The 24,460-nt window shown below is 43.5% G+C and carries 25 protein-coding genes and 2 tRNA genes; 26 read left to right on the top strand and 1 reads right to left on the bottom strand.

The genetic code is table 11. The features are described 5' to 3' along the window. Positions 1–82: 82 nt before the first annotated feature. From trxA to sdhB, 5 genes are all read left to right on the top strand, one after another. Complete coding sequence (gene trxA, locus MHH58_RS07455; protein ID WP_115884176.1) at positions 83–397, top strand: thioredoxin; 315 nt, start codon at positions 83–85, stop codon at positions 395–397. A 50-nt stretch (positions 398–447) separates the two neighbouring features. Beyond that, on the top strand, positions 448–2,223 hold the full coding sequence (gene uvrC, locus MHH58_RS07450; protein ID WP_341345510.1) for an excinuclease ABC subunit UvrC: 1,776 nt from the start codon (positions 448–450) through the stop codon (positions 2,221–2,223). A gap of 113 nt (positions 2,224–2,336) precedes the next feature. Next, positions 2,337–2,948 (top strand): succinate dehydrogenase cytochrome b558 subunit, encoded by a 612-nt coding sequence (locus MHH58_RS07445; protein ID WP_135098016.1) that lies wholly within the window; start codon positions 2,337–2,339, stop codon positions 2,946–2,948. 14 nt (positions 2,949–2,962) lie between these two features. Continuing rightward, a complete protein-coding gene (gene sdhA / locus MHH58_RS07440; protein WP_135098014.1) occupies positions 2,963–4,714 on the top strand; it encodes a succinate dehydrogenase flavoprotein subunit in 1,752 nt (583 codons plus the stop codon). 23 nt (positions 4,715–4,737) lie between these two features. Then, entirely contained in the window at positions 4,738–5,517 is a 780-nt protein-coding gene (gene sdhB / locus MHH58_RS07435; protein WP_135098012.1) for a succinate dehydrogenase iron-sulfur subunit, read from the top strand. 3 nt (positions 5,518–5,520) lie between these two features. Here sdhB and MHH58_RS07430 read toward each other — a convergent pair whose 3' ends face one another. Next, positions 5,521–5,982, bottom strand: coding sequence for a hypothetical protein (locus tag MHH58_RS07430; RefSeq protein ID WP_341345509.1), 462 nt, complete (start codon positions 5,980–5,982; stop codon positions 5,521–5,523). Between the two features lie 184 nt (positions 5,983–6,166). On the opposite strand from MHH58_RS07430, the gene MHH58_RS07425 reads away from it, so the two are divergent. From MHH58_RS07425 to hemB, 21 genes are all read left to right on the top strand, one after another. Next, positions 6,167–6,376 carry a hypothetical protein gene (locus tag MHH58_RS07425; protein WP_135098008.1) on the top strand — a complete coding sequence of 70 codons (210 nt, stop codon included), beginning with the start codon at positions 6,167–6,169 and terminating at the stop codon, positions 6,374–6,376. Between the two features lie 130 nt (positions 6,377–6,506). Continuing rightward, positions 6,507–6,950 (top strand): MarR family winged helix-turn-helix transcriptional regulator, encoded by a 444-nt coding sequence (locus MHH58_RS07420; protein WP_341345508.1) that lies wholly within the window; start codon positions 6,507–6,509, stop codon positions 6,948–6,950. Then, complete coding sequence (gene murI, locus MHH58_RS07415) at positions 6,943–7,752, top strand: glutamate racemase (RefSeq protein WP_341345507.1); 810 nt, start codon at positions 6,943–6,945, stop codon at positions 7,750–7,752. Before MHH58_RS07420 ends, murI begins: the two co-directional genes overlap by 8 nt. Beyond that, positions 7,752–8,342: an XTP/dITP diphosphatase gene (locus tag MHH58_RS07410; protein ID WP_341345506.1), complete on the top strand. Its 591-nt coding sequence runs from the start codon at positions 7,752–7,754 to the stop codon at positions 8,340–8,342. Before murI ends, MHH58_RS07410 begins: the two co-directional genes overlap by 1 nt. A gap of 12 nt (positions 8,343–8,354) precedes the next feature. Beyond that, positions 8,355–8,840, top strand: a complete 486-nt coding sequence (locus tag MHH58_RS07405; protein WP_135098002.1) for a metallophosphoesterase family protein — start codon at positions 8,355–8,357, stop codon at positions 8,838–8,840. Positions 8,841–8,858: 18 nt separating this feature from the next. Next, positions 8,859–9,398, top strand: a complete 540-nt coding sequence (locus MHH58_RS07400) for a GNAT family N-acetyltransferase (RefSeq protein WP_115884187.1) — start codon at positions 8,859–8,861, stop codon at positions 9,396–9,398. 82 nt (positions 9,399–9,480) lie between these two features. After that, positions 9,481–9,554, top strand: a tRNA-Arg gene (locus MHH58_RS07395). Between the two features lie 395 nt (positions 9,555–9,949). Next, positions 9,950–10,744, top strand: a complete 795-nt coding sequence (locus MHH58_RS07390; RefSeq protein WP_341345505.1) for a hypothetical protein — start codon at positions 9,950–9,952, stop codon at positions 10,742–10,744. 118 nt (positions 10,745–10,862) lie between these two features. Next, positions 10,863–11,042 carry a hypothetical protein gene (locus MHH58_RS07385; protein ID WP_341345504.1) on the top strand — a complete coding sequence of 60 codons (180 nt, stop codon included), beginning with the start codon at positions 10,863–10,865 and terminating at the stop codon, positions 11,040–11,042. A gap of 66 nt (positions 11,043–11,108) precedes the next feature. Then, positions 11,109–11,182, top strand: a tRNA-Arg gene (locus MHH58_RS07380). 154 nt (positions 11,183–11,336) lie between these two features. Continuing rightward, positions 11,337–14,285 carry an N-acetylmuramoyl-L-alanine amidase gene (locus MHH58_RS07375; protein ID WP_341345503.1) on the top strand — a complete coding sequence of 983 codons (2,949 nt, stop codon included), beginning with the start codon at positions 11,337–11,339 and terminating at the stop codon, positions 14,283–14,285. 339 nt (positions 14,286–14,624) lie between these two features. After that, positions 14,625–15,239, top strand: a complete 615-nt coding sequence (locus tag MHH58_RS07370; RefSeq protein ID WP_341345502.1) for an NUDIX domain-containing protein — start codon at positions 14,625–14,627, stop codon at positions 15,237–15,239. Beyond that, entirely contained in the window at positions 15,229–16,170 is a 942-nt protein-coding gene (locus MHH58_RS07365; protein ID WP_341345501.1) for a hypothetical protein, read from the top strand. Before MHH58_RS07370 ends, MHH58_RS07365 begins: the two co-directional genes overlap by 11 nt. An 81-nt stretch (positions 16,171–16,251) precedes the next feature. Next, positions 16,252–17,541, top strand: a complete 1,290-nt coding sequence (gene tig, locus MHH58_RS07360) for a trigger factor (RefSeq protein ID WP_341345500.1) — start codon at positions 16,252–16,254, stop codon at positions 17,539–17,541. Between the two features lie 133 nt (positions 17,542–17,674). Further along, the gene (gene clpX / locus MHH58_RS07355; RefSeq protein WP_135097075.1) at positions 17,675–18,931 is read left to right on the top strand and encodes an ATP-dependent Clp protease ATP-binding subunit ClpX; all 1,257 of its coding nucleotides are present in this window, start codon (positions 17,675–17,677) and stop codon (positions 18,929–18,931) included. A 48-nt stretch (positions 18,932–18,979) separates the two neighbouring features. Then, positions 18,980–19,567 (top strand): ribosome biogenesis GTP-binding protein YihA/YsxC, encoded by a 588-nt coding sequence (yihA, locus tag MHH58_RS07350; protein WP_115884192.1) that lies wholly within the window; start codon positions 18,980–18,982, stop codon positions 19,565–19,567. Positions 19,568–19,669: 102 nt separating this feature from the next. Further along, the gene (hemA, locus tag MHH58_RS07345; RefSeq protein WP_135097073.1) at positions 19,670–21,016 is read left to right on the top strand and encodes a glutamyl-tRNA reductase; all 1,347 of its coding nucleotides are present in this window, start codon (positions 19,670–19,672) and stop codon (positions 21,014–21,016) included. Between the two features lie 15 nt (positions 21,017–21,031). Next, positions 21,032–21,856, top strand: a complete 825-nt coding sequence (gene ccsA, locus MHH58_RS07340; protein WP_341345499.1) for a cytochrome c biogenesis protein CcsA — start codon at positions 21,032–21,034, stop codon at positions 21,854–21,856. A gap of 14 nt (positions 21,857–21,870) precedes the next feature. Then, positions 21,871–22,803 carry a hydroxymethylbilane synthase gene (gene hemC / locus MHH58_RS07335; RefSeq protein WP_135097070.1) on the top strand — a complete coding sequence of 311 codons (933 nt, stop codon included), beginning with the start codon at positions 21,871–21,873 and terminating at the stop codon, positions 22,801–22,803. Continuing rightward, positions 22,781–23,479, top strand: coding sequence for a uroporphyrinogen-III synthase (locus MHH58_RS07330; RefSeq protein ID WP_341345498.1), 699 nt, complete (start codon positions 22,781–22,783; stop codon positions 23,477–23,479). The genes hemC and MHH58_RS07330 overlap by 23 nt, the downstream gene beginning before the upstream one ends. Beyond that, positions 23,479–24,459 carry a porphobilinogen synthase gene (gene hemB / locus MHH58_RS07325; protein WP_341345497.1) on the top strand — a complete coding sequence of 327 codons (981 nt, stop codon included), beginning with the start codon at positions 23,479–23,481 and terminating at the stop codon, positions 24,457–24,459. Before MHH58_RS07330 ends, hemB begins: the two co-directional genes overlap by 1 nt. Position 24,460 lies beyond the last annotated feature (1 nt).

The raw sequence follows: 24,460 nt of genomic DNA, 5'->3' as shown, positions 1-24,460 counted from the left end.
ATATTTCGCCTAAGCAATACCGTTGAGTGACAAATTGAATTGTTGTATAATGAAATCATTACAAATATGGAGGTAGTTTTAGATGGCTATTATTGAAGTGAACGACGCAGGATTTAAAGAAGAAATTGGTAGTGGAATTACATTAGTAGACTTTTGGGCACCATGGTGCGGGCCTTGTAAAATGATCGCTCCAATCCTTGAAGAATTAGCGCCTGAAGTTGAAGGCAAAGCTAATATTGCTAAATTAAATGTTGATGAAAACCAAGCTACAGCAAGCGAGTACGAAGTAATGAGTATTCCAACTTTAATTCTTTTCAAAGACGGCGAGCCTGTTGACAAAGTAGTTGGATTCCAGCCTAAAGAACAACTTGCTGCATTAATAGAAAAACATGCTTAAATTTTAAAGCCGCCATTGAGGCGGCTTTTTTTATGAAGAAGGGATGAATCATGTCTGAACTTAAATTGAAACTATCAGTCCTGCCTGTTGAACCCGGCTGTTACTTAATGAAAAACAGCGACGGTGAAATTATTTATGTGGGCAAGGCGAAAAACCTGCGGAACAGGGTGCGTTCGTACTTCACCGGCGCGCATGATGAGAAAACGATGCGGCTCGTCGCCGATATCGTCGATTTCGATTTTATCGTTACGCAGTCGGAAGTCGAATCGCTCCTCCTGGAAAATACTTTAATTAAAAAACATCTGCCGAGATATAACATCCTGCTGAAAGATGATAAAAGCTATCCCTTCATTAAAATTACGAAGGAAAAACATCCTAAGCTGGTTGTCACGCGGACGGTAAAACCGAAAACCGGCAAGTTTTTCGGACCTTACCCGAACGCCTACAGCGCGCATGAAACGAAAAAGCTGCTGGATCGTATATATCCGCTCAGAAAATGTAACGTCATGCCGGATAAACTCTGTCTGTACTATCATATCGGCCAATGTCTCGGTCCTTGTGTGTTTAACGTTACAGACGAACAAAACCAGAAGATGATAGACGGCATCACAAACTTTTTAAACGGCGAAACTGACGAGGTAATGGCGGAACTGAAAGAAAAAATGCAGGCAGCTGCTGAAGAGCTCGAATTTGAGAAAGCGAAAGAATACCGGGATCTGATGGGGCATATTGAAAATACTATGCTGAAGCAGAACATGCTGACAGCCGATATGACCGCGCGCGACTGTTTCGGCTACGCGGTGGATAACGGCTGGATGTCGGTATCGGTGCTCTTTATCAGAAGTGGTAAATTAATCGAGAAAAAAGCGGAAATGTTTCCGATGAATGACTCGACGGAAGAAGAGTTTTTCAGATTTATCGTGCAGTTTTACGATTTGAATTCGAACCTCATGCCAAAAGAAGTGCACATTCCTAAAGAATTTAACGTTTCACTGCTCGACGAAGCGCTGCCGGCAAAAGTGAAAGCACCGGCGCGCGGAGCAAAACGCGAAATGGTGGACCTTGCGATTAAAAATGCCGGCATCGCCATCGAAAATAAATTTGAAATGATTGCGCGCGATGAAGAGCGGACGATTAAAGCGATTGAAACCCTCGGCGACGTCATGAATATCGAAACACCGCGCCGCATCGAAGCGTTCGACAACTCGAATATTCAAGGGGTAGACCCGGTCAGCGTGATGGTGTCCTTTATCGACGGGAAGCCTTCGAAGAAGGACTACCGCAAATATAAAATTAAAACGGTCAAAGGACCGGATGACTACGCCTCGATGGCTGAAGCGGTCAGACGCCGCTACACGCGCGTCTTAAAAGAACGGCTGCCGCTCCCTGACCTGATTATTGTAGACGGAGGAGTCGGCCATATGAACACGGTTAAAGGGGTACTCTTGAACGAACTGTCGCTCGATATTCCGGTCGCGGGCCTTGCGAAAAATGACAAGCACTCGACAGCGGAACTTCTGTATGGGGATCCGGCGGAAATTGTGCCGATGAAAAAGAACTCGCAGAGTTTCTATCTTCTCCAGCGGATTCAGGACGAAGTACACCGCTTTGCAATTTCATTTCACCGGAATACGCGTCGGAAAACGTCAATTGTGTCCCAACTGGATAATATCGAAGGGGTCGGACCAACTCGGAAACGAAAGTTACTTTCAAAATTCGGTTCAATCAAAAGGATGAAGGAAAAGAATGTGAGCGACTTCACAGAGATTGGCATTCCGAAAAATGTGGCGGAAAATATAGTTGAAAAACTAAATGAACAGGCATAAGACTGCGAATGTATAAGAAAAGTGTAAAAGATTAAACGGTATCTTGATTTGTAAAATTATTACGGGTAAAATAAGAGTTAAAGTTTGTTGACAAATAGTTAGGGGGGTCTTTTGTGTCGAATCAAGATTCAGGTTTTTACATTCGCAGATTACATTCATTGCTCGGAGTTATTCCGCTGGGAGTCTTTTTAATCCAGCACTTGCTCGTGAACTTTACCGCTACATACAGTGAAGAAGCATTTAACTTCGCTGCAGGTATTATGGGTAACCTGCCGTTCGTTATTCTGCTTGAAATTTTCATCATTTACTTACCAATTCTGTTCCACGGTATCTACGGTATTTATATCGCTTTTACTGCTAAAAATAATGTGGGCAGATACGGAACATACCGCAACTGGATGTTCCTGCTTCAAAGAATTTCCGGTGTTGTGGCGTTTATCTTCATCGCGGTGCACGTTTACCAGACTCGTATTCAGGTCTTTTTAGGTGAAGAAGTAAACTTCCAGATGGTTGAACAGATTGTTGCAAATCCATTCTGGCTTGTATTCTGGATTGTCGGTGTGGTTGCAACGGTATTCCACTTTGCAAACGGTTTATGGACGTTCATGATTACATGGGGAATTACGCAGTCCGACAAATCACAGCAGGTTATGAGCTACATTGCAATTTTAATTTTCTTAATCATTTCTACAATTGGAGTAATGGCAATTTTTGCGTTTGTATAAAAGGAGTGTAAATAATGGCGGATAATAAAGTAATCGTTGTCGGCGGGGGACTCGCAGGGTTGATGGCAACGATCAAAGCAGCAGAATCTGGTGCGAATATAGATCTATTTTCAATCGTTCCGGTTAAGCGTTCACACTCGGTGTGTGCACAAGGCGGAATTAACGGGGCAGTAAACACGAAAGGTGAAGGCGATTCACCGCTGATTCACTTTGACGATACTGTATACGGCGGAGACTTTTTAGCAAACCAGCCTCCGGTTAAGGCAATGACGGAAGCAGCGCCGAAGATTATCCATCTTCTTGACCGCATGGGAGTAATGTTCAACAGAACGCCTGAAGGTCTGCTTGACTTCAGACGTTTCGGCGGAACGCTTCACCACCGTACAGCTTACGCAGGTGCAACTACAGGACAGCAGCTTCTGTACGCGCTCGATGAGCAGGTGAGAAGCTTTGAAGTTAAGGGACAAGTCGACAAGTACGAAGGATGGGAATTCCTCGGTGTTGTCGTAGACGATGAAGGCAAAGCACGCGGTATTACAGCTCAGGAAATTACAAGCGGTGAAATTAAAACCTTTAAAGCTGACGCTGTGATTATGGCGACGGGCGGCCCTGGTATTATCTTTGGTAAATCGACGAACTCGATGATCAACACAGGATCAGCGGCATCGATCGTTTATCAGCAGGGTGCAGTATACGCAAACGGTGAATTCATTCAGATTCACCCGACAGCAATCCCGGGAGACGATAAACTCCGTCTGATGAGTGAATCAGCACGCGGAGAAGGCGGACGTGTCTGGACTTATAAAGACGGCAAGCCATGGTACTTCCTCGAAGAAAAATATCCGGACTACGGTAACCTTGTACCCCGTGATATCGCAACACGTGAAATCTTTGACGTGTGTGTGAACCAGAAACTCGGCATTAACGGCGAAAACATGGTTTATCTTGATTTATCACATAAAGATGCACATGAACTCGATGTAAAACTCGGCGGAATTATTGAAATCTACGAGAAATTTACAGGCGACGACCCGCGTAAAGTACCGATGAAAATCTTCCCGGCGGTACACTACTCGATGGGCGGTCTGTATGTAGACTACGATCAGATGACAACGATTCCAGGGCTGTTTGCAGCGGGCGAATGTGATTACTCGCAGCACGGCGGGAACCGCTTAGGTGCGAACTCACTGCTGTCAGCAATTTACGGCGGTATGGTTGCAGGACCGAAAGCGATGGAATACGTGAAGACACTTGAGACTTCCTACCAGGATCTTGATGAGTCAGTTTACGAGAGACATGCTCAGGCTGAGCAGGAGAAATTCGACAACATCCTTGCGATGGACGGTACGGAAAACGCTTATGTAATTCACAGAGAACTTGGTGAAATCATGACAGCTAACGTAACAGTAGTTCGTCATAACGATAAATTGCTTGAAACTGACAAGAAAATCTTAGAGTTAATGGAGCGCTACAAACAAATCAACATTAACGATACTAAGAAATGGAGTAACCAGGCGGCCTTCTTTACACGCCAGTTATGGAATATGCTTGTCCTTGCGCGCGTGATTACTATCGGCGCATACAACAGAAACGAATCGCGCGGTGCACACTTCAAACCGGAATTCCCGGACCGCAACGACGAAGAATGGCTGAAAACGACTAAAGCATACTACGAAGGACCGGCTGAAGCACCGAGATTCGAATACGAAGACGTTGACGTGAGCCTGATTCCGCCGCGTATTCGTGACTATTCAACTAAACATTAGTAGAAGGGGATGGCTAAATAAAAATGAGTACTACAGCAACTGAAACAAAAACAATAAAGCTAAGTATCAAACGCCAGGAAAATCCGGAAACTAGCAGTTACTGGGAAGAATTCGAAATTCCATACCGCCCGAATATGAATATCATCAGTGCACTTATGGAAATACAAAGAAACCCGGTCAACGCAAAAGGTCAGAAAACAACACCGGTAACATGGGACGCGAGCTGTCTTGAAGAAGTCTGCGGCGCATGTTCAATGGTTATCAACGGCACGGCGCGCCAGTCATGTACTGCGCTCGTTGACCAGTATGAGCAGCCGATTAAATTAGAACCGATGAGCACTTTCCCTATAGTGAGAGACCTGCAGGTAGACCGTTCATTCATGTTCGATAACTTAAAACGCGTCCAGGCTTGGGTACCGATCGATGGTACGTACGACCTTGGACCAGGACCTAGAATGCCTGAGAAAAAACGTCAAATCGCGTATGAATTATCTAAATGTATGTCTTGCGGTGTATGTTTAGAAGTTTGTCCGAACGTTAACAGCAAATCTAATTTCATGGGCGCAGCACCAATTTCACAAGTGCGTCTGTTCAACCTTCATCCGACAGGCAGCATGTCTAAAAACGAAAGACTAGATGCACTCATGGGTACAGGCGGCATCGCAGAATGCGGAATGGCGCAAAACTGTGTCGAAGCATGTCCAAAAGGTATTCCTCTAACGACATCAATCGCATCAATGCAGCGCGAAACAACATTCCACATGTTCAAATCATTCTTCGGAAGTGACCACGAAGTTAACTAATATTTATACTGGTAAGGCGAGACCCCCGCTGTTGCGGGGGTCTTTTTTGTTTGAGGAGTTTTTGTCCATGTGATGAGCAAGGTCGTCGTTTTTGTCGCCACCTTGCACGTTTCTGCCCTCATAATGAGCAAGGTCGTTGTTTTTGTCGTCACCTTGCACGTTTCTGCCCTCATAATGAGCAAGGTCGTTGTTTTTGTCGCCACCTTGCACGTTTTTGTCCATGTGATGAGCAAGGTCGTCGTTTTTGTCGCCACCTTGCACGTTTTTGTCCTCATAATGAGCAAGGTCGTTGTTTTTGTCGCCACCTTGCACGTTTTTGCCCTCATAATGAGCAAGGTCATCGTTTTTATCGCCACATTGCACGTTTCTGCCTTCATAATGAGCAAGGTCATCGTTTTTGTCGCCACCTTGCACGTTTTCGCCTTCATAATGAGCAAGGTCATCTTTTTTATCGTCACCTTGCACGTTTTTGTATTAGTTATAAGGAAAACGAGCTCACTAATGCATATCTAACCCCCAAACGCATTAGTATCGATAAAAATCAGCAGACCAATGCAAAATTCCCCCATACGCCTGTATTTCCACACCAATCTGCGGTACTATTTTCATAAAGAACCACCTCATTCCAAAATAAGGGCGTGATTCCGCAATGATTATGAAATTATCCTATTCAATTATAGGTATGTCCATAACAGGGGCTCTGCTGATCATCTCGATACCTTTCTTATTCAACAATCCGATAGGAAATATCTTGTATTTTATAATTGCAATTCTCGCAGCGGCCTTAATATTTTTCACCGTTACGTCAATCAGAACCCGCCGCAAATTAGATGAAGAATTTAAGCAGAAGTTTTATTAAAGAGCAGACCGCGATGTCTGCTCTTATTCATTTTCACCATCCGCACCAAACGCATCCGCCCATCTTCCTATTTTTTTCTTTCGATTTACGTTATTATATTGATAAAGGATGTTTAAGGGGACTGGCTACTATGTATGATGAGCAGGAGACTAAATCAATTGAAAAATCGTTGCGCTACATCGCGTCGCATGTCCGGGTGAACGGCAGGGAAATTCTAAAGCATCATGATATTTCGCCGCTCCAGTTTGTGGCGCTGCAGTGGGTGGGCGACAAGGACGGCATTACCATTGGCGAACTTGCGACGAGACTGTACCTTGCGCACTCGACGACGACGGATATTGTCGATAAACTCGAGAGCGGCAATTACGTCAGGCGTGACCGTTCCGATAAGGATAAACGCCTCGTGCTTGTGAGCATGGAGAAAAAAGGCAAAGAGATTATCCAGCAGGTCATCGATAAACGGATCGATTATATTGCGAAGATTACGGCGAACCTGGATGAAGCAGAACGTAAAATTCTGCCTGCAGCACTGGAGCATGTTCTCAGGGAAAGCGAGAGAATAACATATGAATAAACCGATAGGCATTATGGATTCGGGGGTCGGCGGGCTGACGGTAATGAAGGAAATTATTCACGCCCTGCCGAGCGAGGAAGTGTATTATTTTGCGGACAGCCTGCACTGTCCGTACGGACCGAAAAGTCAGGAGGATGTTAAACGCTACACGGCGGAGGCCGTGGAGTTTTTAATTAATAAAGGCGTCAAAGCCGTCATTATTGCCTGCAATACGGCGACGGCGGCAGTGATGCCGGAGCTCCGCGATGAAATTGATATCCCGGTTTACGGGGTAATCAATCCGGGCTCACTCGGTGCGCTCAGAAAGAGCGATAATAACGAAATCCTGCTTTTAGCGACCGAAGGCACGATAAAATCCGGCGCTTATGAGCAAGGTATTTTAAGTTTTGATCAGGATGTAAAAATTCACAATCTGGCCTGTCCGGAATTTGTGACGCTGATCGAAAGTCTAGATTATGAAAATCCGGATATTACTAGACGGACCGTAGCAGAAAAGCTCGCGCCCTACAGAGAGATTAAGGCAGATACGGTCATTCTCGGGTGTACGCATTTCCCGATTATCGAAAAGTATATCGATGAGTTTTTTAAGGGAGAAAAGCATATTATCGATGCGGGATTTGAAACGGTGTCGGTTGCGCTGGTGCAGCTGCATAAGAAGAAACTGCTGACAGCGGATAACAAATCAACGGTCCATAAGATTTTTATCCACGGAGAGAATCAGCGTTTTGAAAAGGTAATGAACAGCTGGATTCCGAATATAGATTACAGCATCGAAAATATTTTATTACAGGAGAGTTATTAATGACAAAAATAGTTATAGCAAGCGGAAACCAGGGAAAAATTAACGACTTTAAAGCAATATTTGAAGGCTTCGAAGTTGTCGGCATCAAAGAATTATTACCGGAATTTGAAGTTGAAGAAACCGGTACGACTTTCAGAGAGAACGCGATTTTAAAATCCGAAGCAGCTAAAGAAGCATTAAACCTGCCAGTCATCAGCGATGATTCGGGCCTGTCGGTGGAAGCACTGGAGGGCAGACCGGGTGTATATTCTGCACGCTATTCAGGCGAAGGTGCGACAGATGAAAAGAACAATCAAAAACTGCTCGAAGAGCTGGAAGGCATCGACAACAGAGCTGCATATTTCACATGTGTGCTCGCTTTATCGATTCCGGGAGAAGAAACACTTACTTATGAAGGCACTTTAGCCGGTGGAATTTTACATGAACCGCACGGCGATAAAGGCTTCGGCTACGATCCTCTGTTTAAAACGCTGAAAGGAATTTACCTCGGCGAGATTACTTCCGAAGAAAAAGGGGAAATCAGTCATAGAGGGAAAGCACTCGAAAAATTAATGAATGATACGAAAGCATTCGACAAGTTAAAAAAATAGGGGGATTTACAGATGAGAGTTTTAGTCATTAGCGACAATCACAGTGAAAGAAATATTTTAACTGAAGTGTATGACACGGTAAAACCCGACGCGGCGATACATCTCGGCGACAGTGAATTTCCATATGACGACCCGGACATGGAAAAATTTCTGCGTGTTCTTGGCAATACTGACCGCGATGACACTTATCCTGAAACGGGACTTTTAGAAGAAGCAGGCATGTTTTATACGCACGGCCACCTGTTCGGCATTAAATCTGACCGTCATACCCTCGCGGAAAAAGCGGCGGAAACTGGCGCAAAATATGCGCTATACGGGCATTCCCATGTAGCTAAAATCGAGAAAATCAATGGCGTTTACGCGATAAACCCCGGCAGCATTACGTCTTCAAGAAATGAGTATCCGGAAAGCTATTTAGTCATCGACACGGATACACAAATCGCCTCGTACTACAGCCGGAAGCATAAGCTGATGGATGAATTTAACCTCGGCAGCTAAAAAAGGGGGATTTGCAGCATGAAAATCAAAATTAATGAAGATCTGGAACTGAAACAGGTTCAAGTAAATGAAAGAAAAGAAATGTTTAACCTGATTGATGAGAACAGAGCCCAGCTCCGTGAATGGCTGCCCTGGGTGGACTTTATGAAGACGCCGGAGCAGTACGGACCGATTATCAAAGAGTGGATCGAAACGAACGATGCCCGGTCGGCCTTAACGCTCGGAGTGTATTATCAGGGAGAACTCGCAGGCACTTGCGGTTTCAACACGATTGACGGACTCAGCAGGCGCGGTCAGATCGGCTACTGGCTCGCCGAAAAATATACCGGTACAGGGACAATGTCAAAAGCTGTAGAAGGATTAGTCAACTACGGCTTTCAGGAAATCGGCCTGCACCGGATAGAAATTATAGCGGGAACAGAGAATATAAAAAGCAGAAAAATTCCGGAACGGCTGAATTTTACCCAGGAAGCGGTTATGAAGGATTATGAATTTTTATACGACCATTACCATGACTGCGCGCTTTATCGTCTCTTAAAAACAGAGTGGTTAACGTAAAATTAACATTATATTAAAAAAACCAAAAAATGCATTGACTTTCACTATGCGCTCTGGTTATAATAACTATTGTGTTAATTAAGTCCTGGTAGCTCAGCTGGATAGAGCAATGCCCTTCTAAGGCATCGGTCGGGGGTTCGAATCCCTCCCAGGACGTCAATGTTTAATAAGCTCTTACATCTGAAAATGGTGTGAGAGCTTATTTTTTTCGCATTTCTAAAGTGAATATTAAAACTGTAAATATTCAACATCATTTATAAGACTGAATAATTTATGTTTACAGCTGATGTATTTTATTTATAGAAATTTCGTCAAAGAAATAATTAATTTGAAAATAAAAACGTTAGAAGAAAAGATTTTATCCCGCACCATCAATTTCCCTCCTAAAATAGCAGCTGTGAGACTTTAGTCCAGTTAACCAACAAGATCCTAGCCTTGTCACTGCGAGGCCTTCAGACACCTTAAAATACGTCATTGATTCAATGACGTCATAACTCTTAATCGGGTGCGCTTTTTGTTATGATTGAGATATTAACCATAGGGGGAAGGTCATGAGTAACTTATTAGAGTTTAAAAGAAGTTTTATGAAATCCCAAATGCATTTTGGAGAACTCAGTGAGTATAGCAGTTATACATTCGATAGGAAATTGAAAGATTTCTATGAACATATTACAGAAGATGCTTACATGGAGCCTTATTTCTCTCAATTAAAAGAAGGATTCAAAGACTTCAACGAGAAAGACAGAGAAGAAATGGGACAAGGTGCTGTTTTCTTACCGGATGACAAAAAGGATAGACTGCCTTCTGTATTAGGAATGATGAATGAAGTAGCGCGAGGTAGTGACGTTGTAACAATTTTAAAACATAAGTACGGTGGTTCGTCTACTAGAGACGCCTTTAATGGTTGGTATCATGACATCGCAACATATGTAATAAATGATATATTTTCAGATATAGCGTTTGATATACAAGCGATTGAAAACAAACAAGAGAATAAAGATAAAGATGATGAAAATATAACTGTTCCTCAAAATGTATTCAATTATCATGGAGGAACGCACAACACGCAGATTGGAAATAACAACGTGCAAAATATAACTGCAGACGAATTTATAGGTGAGTTACACAAATCTGATCTATATAGTAATGATGAAAATAAAACTATCGTCGTTCAGCATGCGAGAGATTTACACGAAGAAGTATCTAAAGAAGAACCTTCCAAATCTAAAATTAAAAAATTACTCGGAAAGATTAAAGAAACGGGTGAGGACGAAGCGATAGAGTGGGTTTTCAGTAACTTAAAAGAGTTTCCTATTGTTATAGAAGCGTTAACTGATTTAATATAAAACAATTATGTAGAGACACCTCATAACGAGGTGTCTTTTTTGGTATCTGAACAACGTTCATACTAAAAATAGCATGAAAGGTTTGATATAATAAAATCAAAATAATGAGGTAGATATTGTGAAAACTGCAAAGCTATCAGATATACGCAAGAAAAATACAGAACGAAGAGAACGAGGACTTCAAGCGGCCAGACGAGTTAACCCTGATTTTGTTCCAGGCATGCGTGTATTCGACAAACCGCGCAAAAATTCAGAGAAACAAAGAATTCTTGAAGAAATGAAGAAGCGTGAACCTTAATTCGAAAAACTTTTGTTCCTGAAGCGGAGCCGTAGTTCTGTTATAATATAAATATTATTAAACTATGTCCCGGTAGCTCAGCTGGATAGAGCAGCGCCCTCCTAAGGCGCAGGCCGCGGGTTCGACTCCCGCTTGGGACGTTAAAACATTTACTTAAAATATCAGCTCTCATTCCGAAGTGGAATGGGAGCTTTTTTATACCTTAATAATAATTTTTAAAATTTTGTAAATTTCAACAATTTTGTGAAGAAGTTTAGTATCCTAGGTAAGAATACACTTTTATGGAGGTCAAAAATGAAATATAAGAATCGTTTAATTGTACCGACACTCGTTTCAACGAGTCTGCTGGCATCGACAATGGTTGCTAACGCAGAAGAAGTAGATCAGGATGAGCAGTACCAGAATCCGAACACAGAAGAATACGCGGTAAGTGAAGAAGAGCCAGAAAGAGAGCTCGACTTTATTGAATCAGAAGAAGACGAAGCATGGGATGAGAATGAAGAAGATAAAGCATCAGATGAAGCTGATGAAGAAAGTTCCGAACTAGAAGAAACAGAAGAGACAGAAACAGCGGAAGAAGAAGTCGCTGAAAATGAATTAGATGAAAGTAATATTGAAGAACAGGCTGCTGAAGAACCAGCAGAAAAACCGGTGGAAGAGCCAACAGAAGTAAACATTGTTGAAGAAGAAAGTGCTGAGCCGGCTGAAGAACAAGTTGAGGAAACGGCTGAAGCGGCTGAGCCTGCAGAAGCTGAAGAAATTATAGAAGCAACTTCAGCGGAAGAAACAGTTGAAGAAGATACTGCAGTTGAAACAGAAGCAGTTGAACCAGAACAGGAAGTTGAACCTGAAGTATCAGCAGAGCCTGAAGCTACAGTGACATCGGAAGAAGTTGAAACTGAAGAAACAGCTGAAACGGAGTCCGCAGAAGAACCGGCTGAACCAGCGGAAGAGCCAGTTCAGGAAACACAAGAATCTGAAGATGTTCAGTCTGAAGAAACTGATGCAGTAAAAGGAGCAGATTCTCAGGAAGGTGAACAGCCATCAGAGATCGAAAACGAAACTGAAACAGATCTCGAAGCTGAACCAGCGAACGAAGAAGCAGCTGCTGAAGAAACAGAAACAACCGAAACTCCCCAATCTCAATCAGAAGAAGCTGCTACATACAAATATAATTCTGATTCCCTGGAAGAGGAGCTTGAGAATTTATCGGCAGAGGAACAAGCTGCTTTCTTAGAAGAGAATGCGGACAATATCGAAGCGGACGAACAAATGTTAGCTGATTTAACTGAATCGCTTGCTTTAGAGAATGAAGAGTTAAATAGAGAGGAAGTCTACGCTGCAGCGAGCACCGTGAGCACCATGTCATTATCTGACGCAATTACTGACATCAACCAGTATATAGCTGACAATAATTTTGATGTGGCAGAGATTAAATATGATTATATTCCTAACCTGCCGAAATACGCATATCACTCCGATTATGGCTGGGAGCCTGAGAACGGTGAGGTCGGAAAGCCTAAGGGTGTCGTACTTCACGATGTTGGTAACGAGAACTCAACTATATATGGTGAAATTGAATATATGTCGCGTAACTGGGAGAACGCTTTTGTACATGCGTTTGTAGATGCGGATAACATTATTCAGGTCGCAGATACAGATTACCTGGCCTATGGTGCGGGTCCTGTATCAAACGATATGCACATGCACGTTGAATTAATGCGGTACGATAATGCGCATGACTTTGCGAAGTCGATTAACAACTATGCAGACTATATTGCGAACCTCTTATACAAATACAAGTTGCCGGTAGTCAGTGCCGAGGAAACAGGCGAGGGGACCTTATACTCTCACGTTGCAGTTTCGAATCACTTAGGCGGAACAGCTTCACCTGACCCTTATGAATACTTTGCACGTTTTGACTATGAATATAATGACGTAATTAATCTGATCGGCCAGCGCTACAACGACATGTACAATAAACTTACTGCGCCTGAGATTTCTATGCCTGTTGAGGAAGGAAATACAGATTTAGTCGCTGAAGTTAATCCCAATAACCTCGGCTTATACGAAAGTGTGACTGATGTCAGAACTAAAAATGCTGACGATCTTTTAGGCCAGCAGTTCCGTGTAGTCAGAACGGCGACTTACAACTATGATGATTATTACCTTCTTGAAGACGAGAACGGCGTTTCCCTCGGCTGGATGTATGCTGGTGATTTAACGACATCAGATTATGTTCCGGAAGCTGAAGAAGATGAAAACCTCGAGGAGGAAAAACCTGCAGAAACTGAAACTCCAAAAGAACCGGCTGAATCAGAAGAAAGTATATCTGAAGAAAAAGAGGACACAGATAACAGCACGGATAACGAGTCAAATCAAAACGAAGAAGAATCAAATGAATTTTTAGAAGATGAGGAAGCTAACGATACTCCGGATGAAGATTCAGACAGTGAATCCGTAAGCGATGATAACGAGACCGAAGAAGAATCAGCATCTGAAACTCCGGAAGCTTCAGATGACGATACTGAAGGCACGGACCAGCCTTCAAGAGACCATGAGGAATCAGCTGAACTTGAAGTTCAGGAAGAAGGAGAAGTTTTATCTTCTATAGAAGATGGAGCAACGGGGATCCGCGTAGTTAGTGAATCTGATGAACTGGACGGTAAGTCATTAGCTGTGACGGTCTTGAACCCTTCAAATGCTATTAATGCGGCGCACGATTTATACGACATCCATGTTCTTGACGAAAATGGGTTACTGTACAACCTGCAAAACCCGGTGACAGTGTACCTGCCTGCGAATGGCTACGTGTCGAACGTTTACTACCTGGGTGATATCGGTGAAACGCTTGAAGCGGTGAACTACAGAACTGAAGACGGATACGCTGTCTTTAATGTAAACAGCTTCAGTCAGTATGCGGTAGTTTACGGTAACGACAACGAAGACAATACAGCATTGCCGGTACTGACAAGCGAGAATGATACTGGCGGAGAAGAAGGCACAGCTGACAAAGAGAACGAACATCAGACTGTTTACACAGAGCAGGATGTGGATTCAGCAGATGAAACAGCTCCGGCTGCTTCGAATGATGTTAGTCAGGATGGTTCTGGAGAAGACGAAGAAACGCAAATGCTGCCCGACACAGGAACGCCGGCACAAAATACATCAATATTTGCCGCGATCTTAGCAGCGCTTGGACTAGGCTTCCTGGTGAAAAGAAGAAAAACGACAGAAAAATAGTTAACAGAACAGCTCTCATTCCTTAAAAGGGGTGGGAGCTTCTTTCTATGAAAGAATAATCTAGCAAATAAAAGGTAAAAGCATTATCTTTAATAATCTTTTTAAAGATGCAGATGATTAATAATACTTCAGCAATGAATGCGGGCATTAATTCCACCCCTTGAAAACACTTCTAATATTGTGTAAACTTCCATGAGTGAATAATTATCTTGATATTTGATATACTAAATATCATTTAATTTATATAGAACGATGGCTAATTTTCTTAAAAATGACTTTCTAAAGTTTTTTTAAAATTACTAAATACAGAGAAAGATTCACCCTGCGAGGAGACTATACATGAGTAAATTTGATGAACAGATATTAGTAGTAAAACGCGATACATTATTTAATGGGGAAGCGCATGCTTTTAACGGCTTTATTTCTAAAGATGACAACCGCTACAAGGAAATCGTGAAGTCATTCGGCGATTTCGAAGTGAAGCGCCGCGGTGATATGGAAGAGGATCCGAGCTACAAGCAGCTGATCAGCTATTGCATTATTACCAACAGTGACGAAACGCTTGTCTACAAACGTCTTGAAGGCGGCGGCGAGGCGCGTCTCCACGGTCTTCTTTCGATCGGGGTCGGCGGCCATATGAATGATGTTGAGTCTGAAGAGAATATCAACGGCAAGCTCCGCGTTAACGCTGCACGCGAGCTTGAAGAGGAAGTCGGCTTAAGTGCTGACGACGTGAGAAATATTGAAATTCACGGCTTAATCAACGATGACGATAACGAAGTCGGTAAAGTTCATATCGGTCTCGTTTTAAAAATCGACGTTGAAAAAGATAAAATTATTAATAAAGAAGAGGACACCATTGCACTTGAATGGGTTAAAAACGATATCCTCGAAACGATGTCTCCGTACGAATCGTGGAGTGAACTGATTATCCGTGATGCTTATGGACAATAAGGTTACGACGCACCACAGATTTATTAAGAAGTTCGAACGCGATCTGAAGGCTTATTTTGATGCAGGTGATGACGCGCGTTTCCTGTCAACGTTTTCTAAGTACACGAATCTCACAGAACCGTCAGAGCACGCTGAAGAGATGCTGTATGAAACACTGCTCCGGTCGAAACGTCCGGGGGAGCTCGTTGATTATTCTCTTGAACAGATGAACAACGGCGACGGCAATTACGAAACGCATATGGTATATATGCTGCAGGCGTTATCCGATATGGGCAATTACGAAGAGGTGCTGGAGTTTTCCGGCCACCTGCTCGAAGAGCCGATTCCTCAAGGTTTCCGCATCGATATTTTGTCCTTGAGACAAAATGCAGCCAACAAGCTCCGCGGAATGCTGAGCGACCAGGAACCGGTCATTTCTAAAGAGGAATTCGATAAATTCAACCTGTTTCAGCAGCTTGAATTTGTGGAAAAGATTACGGCAGCGCACGATATAACCTATACGAATCTCATAACGGAAGCTTTCAGCGAGGCAAATCGCAACGAGCTTAAGACTGCTATGCTTTTATATTTGCGAAGCGTACGTTCTAATGGTACGCTAACCATTGAGAAATGCGGCGTGAAGATGACAGTGCAGCCGGCAGAGCTCGGCAGTCTGGAAGAGTATTTTATCGTCAAGGATGTCCTGCCGAAGGTGTTGGATGAAGTTGAACAGTTCAACCCGTCCTTTACCGAGGCAGCGACAGAGCTCCTTATGGGGCACGCGATATATATGTATCCGGTGCAGCCTGATTTTACGGCTGAAGCGGCAGTGAAAGCTTACTGTGAACGTATTGAAGAAATGCTCGGCATGCCCGCGTCTTACGATGCGGACGCTGAAGTCAAACACTGGCTCGGTGAAATCGAACGCGAGATCGCAGAGAATTCGCTGTAAATCAATCATTTGAATCAATATTTGTATGTGTTATAATATACAGGTTAATTGAAAAAACGACTTAATGGAGGAAAATGTATTATGTCTCAAACATGGGAAAAACAAGAAGGTAACGAAGGGATTTTAACAATTACAATTCCAGCTGAAGAATTAAACACTGCTTTAGATGAAGCATTTAAAAAAGTTTCTAAGGACATTAACATGCCTGGATTCAGAAAAGGTAAAGTACCCCGTCAAATGTTTGAAAAACGTTTCGGTGTAGAATCTCTTTACCAGGATGCATTAGACATTCTGTTACCTGAAAACTACGCGAAAGCTGTTGATGAAGCTGGTATTACACCGGTTGCTCAGCCTGACGTGGATGTTGAACAGATCGAAAAAGGTAAAGATGTTATTCTTAAAGCAACTGTTACAGTTGAGCCTGAAGTTAAACTTGGCGAATACAAAAACCTTGAAGGTGAAGAAATCGACACTGACGTGACTGACGAAGAAGTTGATCACCAGATCGATCACATCCTTACTGAGTACTCTGATTTAGTTGTTAAAGAAGAAGGCACTGTTGAAGAAGGCGACATCGCTACTATCGATTTCCACGGATTCGTTGACGGCGAAGCTTTCGAAGGCGGACACGCTCATGACTACGAAATTGAAGTCGGTTCAAACTCATTCATCCCGGGCTTTGAAGAGCAGATGGTCGGCATGGAAATAGGCGAAGAGAAAGACGTTAACGTGACTTTCCCTGAAGAGTACCACGCTGAAGAGTTAGCTGGTAAGGAAGCTGTATTCCAAGTTAAAGTGAACTCACTTAAGCAAAAAGAAACTCCGGAATTAACAGATGAGTTCGTATCAGAACTTGAAAACCGCGACGCTAAAACTGTCGACGAATTAAAAGCTGCACTTAAAGATGAAGTGAAAGCTCAAAAAGAAAACAACTACGAAGTAACATTAAAAGAAAGCCTTGTTGCTAAAGCAGCTGACAATGCTGACATCGATGTACCGGATGCAATGGTGGATACAGAAACTTCACGCATGCTGCAGGAGTTCGAACAGAACTTATCACAGCAGGGTCTGAACCTTGAACTTTACACACAGCTGTCAGGTCAGGACGAAAACGGCCTCCGCGAACAGATGAAAGAAGATGCTCTGAAACGCGTACGTACTAACTTAACGTTAAGACAAATCGCTGAAGAGGAAAACATCGAAGTGACTGACGAAGATGTAGATGCTGAAATTAACCGTTTAGCTGAACAATTCGGCATGCCTGCTGACGATGTGAAAAAAGCACTCGGCGATGCAACGATGATTAAAGAAGATGTTAAAATCCAAAAAGCTTTAAACGTATTGGTAGACAACCGTAAAAAAGCTGAGTAATCTATAAATTGAACCACATACATGAAAAGCTCTGCACGTCTAGTGTAGAGCTTTTCATCAATATGCAGCTCAATTGATTTAAGATAGATTTTCTAGTATATTTTATTGGAAGTATATAATGAGGTGTATATAAATGTTTAAATTTAACGAAGATGATACAGATTTAACCTGCTCTTTCTGCGGTAAAGATCAGGAACAGGTCAAAAAACTTATTGCCGGCAGCGGCGTGTACATTTGTAACGAATGTATCGAGCTCTGCTATGAAATTATAGAAGAAGAACTGAAGATGGATACGACTGCAGTTTTCGATTATATTCCGAAACCTCAGGAGATTTTAGAGTCTCTTGACGAGTATGTAATCGGCCAGCTGAATGCTAAACGCGCACTCAGCGTTGCTGTCTACAACCACTACAAACGCATTAACAATATGGGCGAAGATGAAGTTGAAATTGCGAAGAGCAACATCGCTTTAATCGGTCCGACAGGAAGCGGTAAAACACTGCTTGCACAAACACTTGCACGCTCATTAAACGTGCCGTTTGCAATTGCGGATGCGACGAGCCTGACTGAAGCGGGTTACGTCGGTGACGACGTTGAGAACATTCTGCTCCGTTTAATCCAGGCAGCGGACTTCGATGTTGAACGCGCGGAACAAGGTATTATTTATGTCGACGAAATCGATAAAATCGCGCGCAAGAGCGAAAACACTTCGATTACAAGAGACGTATCCGGTGAAGGTGTCCAGCAGGCCCTTCTTAAAATCTTAGAAGGTACAACAGCAAGCGTGCCGCCTCAAGGCGGACGGAAACACCCGAACCAGGAGTCTATCCAGATCGATACGACGAATATCCTGTTTATTCTCGGCGGTGCCTTCGACGGTATGGAAGACATCATTAAACGCCGTCTCGGCGACAAGGTAATCGGCTTCGGTGGTGCAACTGAGGACTTCTCAGACAAAGATGCGCTGATGGCGAAAGTCCGTCCCGATGACCTTCAGAGTTACGGCCTGATTCCTGAATTTATCGGCCGTGTGCCGATTATCAGCTATCTTGAAGAACTCGATGTCGACGCCTTGAAATCTATTTTAACAGAGCCGAAAAACGCGCTTGTTAAACAGTATACGAGAATGATGGCAATCGACGACGTTGAACTGATCTTTGAAGAGGATTCACTCGATGCAATCAGTGAACTTGCTATTGAACGTAAGACAGGTGCCCGCGGACTGCGCTCTATTATTGAAGAACGCATGGTGGACATTATGTTTAAAGTTCCTTCAAATGACGATATTAAGAAAGTCGTTATTACACGGGAAACGATTATCGATGAAAAAGATCCGCTGATTTACGATGCAGAAGGCAACGAAATTAGAGCAGACCAGAAAAGTGCATAAATACTAGAGGCTGTCATTGCGACAGCCTTTTTTAAAGGAAGTGACAAGATGAAAATTAATCCAAGTAATGTAGATATTATAATTTCCGCAGTATCTAAAGAGCAGTACCCTGAAACAGGTCTGAAAGAGATTGCCTTAAGCGGACGCTCGAATGTCGGCAAGTCATCTTTTATAAATGCAATCTGCGGCAGAAAAGGTGTTGCACGGACATCTTCAAAACCGGGTAAAACGATTACGCTGAACTTTTATAATGCGGACAACAAGTTTGTCTTCGTCGATGTGCCGGGTTACGGGTATGCGAAACAGTCGAAATCAGAACGCGAAAAGTGGGGCGGCATGATTGAAGGCTATCTTAAAAACCGCGAAACTTTATCGTGTGTCGTGCAGCTGATCGATCTCCGCCATCCGCCGACAAATGATGATATCGCGATGTATGACTTCTTAAAATATTACGAGCTGCCGGTCATTATCGTGGCAACAAAATCGGATAAGATTGCCCGCGGCAAAATACAAAAGCATATCAGCGTGATTAAAAGAGAGCTTGAGATGGAGCCGGAAGACCAGATTTTTCCATTTTCATCTGTAGATAAAGTGAAATTGCCTGAAATTATGACAGCTTTACAAAAGTTTGTCTAGATTGCTTGATATCTATCTAATTTATAATTAGTATAAATAGGGAATAGGTAAACTCGCGCATTTTAAAAAATATGTGCGGATTAGTTTTGAGGGGGCATTATAGTGCATATTATTGCATTAAGTCTAAATTATAAAAATACCGGTGTGGAAGAGCGTGAGCAGGTTACCTTCCAGGACGATGAAGTCGTTGAAGCGCTGCACAAGCTGCGCGAGCAGAAGAGTATTTTGGAAGCGACATTGCTGTCGACGTGCAACCGCACGGAACTTTATGTCGTGAGTGATCAGGAACATACGGGGGCGTATTATTCCAGAAAATTTCTCGCGGACTGGTTCGACGTTGATTATGAAAAAATTAAGCAGCTGACGGATATGAAAGTGGCAGATGAGGCCGTGTCTCATCTCTTTAAAGTAACAGCAGGACTCGATTCTATGGTGCTCGGCGAAACGCAGATTCTCGGACAAATCAGAGACGCGTTTTTAACAGCCCAGGAAGAACATACGACAGGGACCATCTTTAATAAGCTGTTTAAAGAAGCGATCACTGTCGCGAAACGCGGTCATAACGAAACCGATATTTCGAAAAATGCAGTATCGATTTCTTATGCTGCGGTGGAACTTGCTAAACGCATCTTTGCGAACGTTAAAAAGAGCCGGGTGCTCGTTATCGGCGCAGGCGAAATGGCGGAAGAATCACTCTTGAATTTAACATCAAACGGCATCGAAGATGTTGTCGTCTTAAACCGCTCGCTGGAAAAAGCGGAAGAGCTTGCTGCACGCTTTAACGGCCGTGCAGAGAACCTGCACGCCCTGGAGTCTGAATTAAAAGAAGCGGATATCGTTATTTCAAGCACATCGTCACCGGATTATGTCATTAAAAAAGATATGATCGATGAGGTCAATAAAACAAGAGGCACTTCACCGCTGATTCTGATTGATATCGCGCTGCCGAGAGACATCGATCCTGCCATTGATTCGAGCGGCAATGTATATATGTACAATGTCGACGATCTGCAGGGCTTAGTCGATGCTAACCTCGCTTCACGCGAAGAAGAAGCAGAGAAGATTATGGCAATGATCGACGGCACGACAGCGGAATTCGAAGAGTGGCTGAACGTGCAGGGTGTCGTGCCTGTTATCCAGGCAATGCGCACGAAGTCACTTAACATTCACGACGAAACGCTGGATTCTCTAGAGCGCAAGCTGCCGGATATGTCCGACCGCGAACGCACGGTGATTTCAAAACATATGAAGAGTATTATTAACCAGATGCTGAGAGATCCGATTATCTTTACGAAAGAAATCGCCGGCGACAAAAAACGCGATGAGAAACTTGAAGATATTATGGCGATGTTCCACATCGAAGAAGAAGTCGAGGCTCAGCGTGAAGTTTCGAACTCCAAACAGAGAGAGAAACTGCAAGCAAGAAAAGAACAGCTTAACCTTAATTAGCAGGGTGGATATCTTATGGATATGATGTTCCGCGTTCAAGAAATTATATTACTGTTATATTTTATCAGCCTTTCTGCACTGTCATATGATTTGTTTTTAAGAAATCGACAAGTCAGAAAGGTTTCTCTGTATGTGCTGACCCCTGCTGTTATACTGCACTTTTTGTCGGTAGTGCAGCTCGGGGTCCAGCTCGGCAGAATTCCGATTCTGACACTCGCTGAAAGTATCTTCAGCTTAAGCCTGATACTGATCATCGTTGGAATTATTCATTTTATAAGGACGAAGTCGGAATTTATACTGCTGTTTTACTTAATGATTACTATATTTTTAATGACGATTTATACATTTTCATCGCTGAACTTCAGCTCGACGGCGCTGACGCTTGAAATTGTCAACGAACTTTTAGTCGTTCATGTGGGCAGTGCGCTGCTCGCTTATGTCGTCTTCTTTATCGGCATGCTGAACGCCGTTATATACTTAATTCAGCGCCGGAATTTAAAAGAGAAAAAGTTCAATAGAAGTTTCTTTTCGCTGTTCAGTATCGGCACGGCGGAAAAAGTAATGCTCAGACTGACCTTTATCGGTGTGATTTTAATGAGTATAAGTATTATAATAGGAATCGTCTGGGGACTCCAGATTATCGGTCCTTCTGTTCTCTACGACCCGAAAGTTATCGGCACCGTGTGTGTTATTATTATGTACAGCATCATTTTAACAATGGTTAAATTTAAAGCCGATACGGCTAAGTTTGCCGTCTACAGCATCGCAATTTTTGTGCTGGTCATGCTGAATTATTTAATTCTTTCAGAAATATCCAATTTTCATTTCTGGTCACTTTAAGGAGAGTATAAAATATGAGAAAAATTATTGTTGGTTCACGCCGGAGCGGCCTTGCTTTAACGCAGTCGAAGCAGTTTATAAAGAAGCTTGAAGCGGCCTTCCCGGAAGCTGAAATTGAAATAAAAGAAATCGTTACTAAAGGCGACCGCATCGTCGATGTTCAATTATCTAAAGTCGGCGGCAAGGGGCTCTTTGTTAAAGAAATCGAAGAAGCACTGAAAAATAAAGAAATCGATATGGCGATCCACAGTCTGAAAGACGTACCGAGCGAACTGCCGGAAGGCTTTACTATTGCCTGTGTGCCTGAGCGCGAAGATATGCGCGATGCGTTTTTATCGAATAACAAAGTCTTATTTAAAGACCTGCCGAAAGGGAGCATCGTCGGCACGTCAAGTCTCCGCCGCGGCGCCCAGCTGCTCTCTATGCGCGATGACATTACAGTCAACTGGGTCAGAGGAAATATCGACACGCGCATTAAGAAAATGGAAGCGGGCGAGTACGATGCGATTCTGCTTGCAGCTGCAGGACTGAAACGCATGGGCTGGAGCGACAGTGTCGTAACGGAATACTTTGATCCGGAAGAGTTCATCCCGGCGATTGCCCAAGGAGCACTCGGCATTGAAGTGCGCGAGGACGACAAAGAACTGATCGATATGCTGGCATCAGTGCATTCAGAAGAGGATGCAACGTGCACTACAGCAGAACGCACTTTCTTAAAACGCATGGACGGCAGCTGCCAGGTGCCAATCGGCGGTTATGCAACGCTTGAAGATGGAGAATTATATTTAACAGGCTTAATTATGTCTGAAGACGGCAACGAACGCTACGTCGTTAAAAAATCACATGAAGATCCTGTAAAACTCGGCAACCTTGTGGCGGACGAAATGGAAAAAGTCGGTGCCAAAGAGATTATAGATATGATTAATGAGAATAATGCCGGCAAGTAAACCGGTGGTCTATGTCACTCAGTCAACCTTTGAGGAGGCGCCGGACGACAATTTAACTCTCGTCCACGCCCCGCTCATTACGACTGAAAGTCTGCCTTTTGATACTGACGTCCTGAAGACGCATTATACCTGGCTCGTTATGACGAGTAAAAATACGGTGAAGCATTTTCTGCCGTATTTTAAAGAGGTGCAGGCGGATAAAATCTCGAGCATCGGCGTAAAGACGACGGAAGCTTTGAACATGCACGGCATCGACGTGGACTTTGAACCGTCGACGTATACGCAGGAAGGCTTTATCGAGGAATGCACGATTCATCCAGGCGATAAAATACTCTATCCCGCAAGCAGCCAAAAACGGCCGCTGATGCGCGATTATATGCGGGACAGAGGTGCTGACGTTACTGAAATCGAGCTGTATTACCCGAAAGTTCACGAAGGGTCAATTGAGAGAATCAGGGATAATCTCGGCAGCATCGATTATTTAACCTTGTCATCGCCGTCTGCGGTAGAAAGCCTTATGGGGCATTTTAGCAAAGAAGAGCTTAAAGATATTCATTTTATCGCAATCGGCCATGTGACCGAAACGCGTTTAAATAAGTACGGCTTAACTGCTTCAAAACCGGAGCATGAAACACTCGGACATATGATTAATTTTATTAAGGAGAGTATTCAATAATGAATTTTGACAGACACCGCCGTTTAAGACAAAGCGGTTTTATGCGCGATATGGTGCGCGAAACGAAACTATCAAAAGATGATTTAATCTATCCGATTTTTGTCGTTGAAAAACCGGACATAAAACAGGAAGTGTCATCGATGAAAGGTGTATACCAGATTTCATTGAACCTGCTTAAAGAAGAGCTCGATGAAGTGGTGGCACTCGGCATTAAAAGCGTTATTTTCTTCGGTATTCCGAATGAAAAAGATGCAGAAGGCACAGGCGCCTACCACGATCACGGCATCGTCCAGGAGGCCTGCCGCCTGTCGAAAGAACATTATCCGGAACTGCTCGTTATACTGGATACGTGCCTGTGTGAATATACAGACCACGGCCACTGCGGACTGATCGATCCCGTTACAGAAGATGTGGACAATGATGCATCCCTGCCGCTCCTTGTACAGACTGCGGTGTCGCAGGCTAAAGCGGGCGCTGATATTATAGCACCGAGCAATATGATGGACGGTTTTGTCGCAGAAATCCGCAGTGGACTCGATCAGGCTGGTTTCTCTCATATTCCGATTATGAGCTACGGTATTAAATATGCATCTAAATTCTACGGTCCGTTCAGAGATGCTGCGGAATCGACACCGTCCTTCGGCGACCGCCGCACTTACCAGATGGATCCGGCCAACCGTCTTGAAGCGCTCCGCGAATTAGAAAGCGATACGCTGGAAGGGGCGGATATGATGATCGTCAAACCCGCGCTGTCGTATCTCGATATTATCCGCGATGTGCGCAACAATTCCAACTTGCCGATTATCGCCTATAACGTGAGCGGTGAGTATGCGATGACGCGGACTGCGATTGACCTCGGCCTCGTCGATGAAGAAGTGATCGCAGAACAGATGATTTCCATGAAGCGAGCAGGCGCAGATATGATTATTACTTATTTCGCAAAAGAGCTTGCGGAAAAAATTAATAAGGGAGAGATTTAGG

Source organism: Jeotgalicoccus sp. FSL K6-3177, from assembly GCF_038050175.1.
GTDB classification, from domain to species: domain Bacteria; phylum Bacillota; class Bacilli; order Staphylococcales; family Salinicoccaceae; genus Jeotgalicoccus; species Jeotgalicoccus nanhaiensis.
Note: the sequence above shows the minus strand (reverse complement) of the source record. Positions and strands in the feature narration are given on the sequence as shown.

Excerpts from the sequence above, each read along its gene's own strand:
- trxA (WP_115884176.1), top strand. The coding sequence starts at position 83 with ATGGCTATTATTGAAGTGAACGACGCAGGATTTAAAGAAGAAATTGGT.
- uvrC (WP_341345510.1), top strand. The coding sequence starts at position 448 with ATGTCTGAACTTAAATTGAAACTATCAGTCCTGCCTGTTGAACCCGGC.
- sdhA (WP_135098014.1), top strand. The coding sequence starts at position 2,963 with ATGGCGGATAATAAAGTAATCGTTGTCGGCGGGGGACTCGCAGGGTTG.
- sdhB (WP_135098012.1), top strand. The coding sequence starts at position 4,738 with ATGAGTACTACAGCAACTGAAACAAAAACAATAAAGCTAAGTATCAAA.
- MHH58_RS07425 (WP_135098008.1), top strand. The coding sequence starts at position 6,167 with ATGATTATGAAATTATCCTATTCAATTATAGGTATGTCCATAACAGGG.
- MHH58_RS07420 (WP_341345508.1), top strand. The coding sequence starts at position 6,507 with ATGTATGATGAGCAGGAGACTAAATCAATTGAAAAATCGTTGCGCTAC.
- murI (WP_341345507.1), top strand. The coding sequence starts at position 6,943 with ATGAATAAACCGATAGGCATTATGGATTCGGGGGTCGGCGGGCTGACG.
- MHH58_RS07410 (WP_341345506.1), top strand. The coding sequence starts at position 7,752 with ATGACAAAAATAGTTATAGCAAGCGGAAACCAGGGAAAAATTAACGAC.
- MHH58_RS07405 (WP_135098002.1), top strand. The coding sequence starts at position 8,355 with ATGAGAGTTTTAGTCATTAGCGACAATCACAGTGAAAGAAATATTTTA.
- MHH58_RS07400 (WP_115884187.1), top strand. The coding sequence starts at position 8,859 with ATGAAAATCAAAATTAATGAAGATCTGGAACTGAAACAGGTTCAAGTA.
- MHH58_RS07390 (WP_341345505.1), top strand. The coding sequence starts at position 9,950 with ATGAGTAACTTATTAGAGTTTAAAAGAAGTTTTATGAAATCCCAAATG.
- MHH58_RS07375 (WP_341345503.1), top strand. The coding sequence starts at position 11,337 with ATGAAATATAAGAATCGTTTAATTGTACCGACACTCGTTTCAACGAGT.
- MHH58_RS07370 (WP_341345502.1), top strand. The coding sequence starts at position 14,625 with ATGAGTAAATTTGATGAACAGATATTAGTAGTAAAACGCGATACATTA.
- MHH58_RS07365 (WP_341345501.1), top strand. The coding sequence starts at position 15,229 with ATGGACAATAAGGTTACGACGCACCACAGATTTATTAAGAAGTTCGAA.
- tig (WP_341345500.1), top strand. The coding sequence starts at position 16,252 with ATGTCTCAAACATGGGAAAAACAAGAAGGTAACGAAGGGATTTTAACA.
- clpX (WP_135097075.1), top strand. The coding sequence starts at position 17,675 with ATGTTTAAATTTAACGAAGATGATACAGATTTAACCTGCTCTTTCTGC.
- yihA (WP_115884192.1), top strand. The coding sequence starts at position 18,980 with ATGAAAATTAATCCAAGTAATGTAGATATTATAATTTCCGCAGTATCT.
- ccsA (WP_341345499.1), top strand. The coding sequence starts at position 21,032 with ATGGATATGATGTTCCGCGTTCAAGAAATTATATTACTGTTATATTTT.
- hemC (WP_135097070.1), top strand. The coding sequence starts at position 21,871 with ATGAGAAAAATTATTGTTGGTTCACGCCGGAGCGGCCTTGCTTTAACG.
- MHH58_RS07330 (WP_341345498.1), top strand. The coding sequence starts at position 22,781 with ATGAGAATAATGCCGGCAAGTAAACCGGTGGTCTATGTCACTCAGTCA.
- hemB (WP_341345497.1), top strand. The coding sequence starts at position 23,479 with ATGAATTTTGACAGACACCGCCGTTTAAGACAAAGCGGTTTTATGCGC.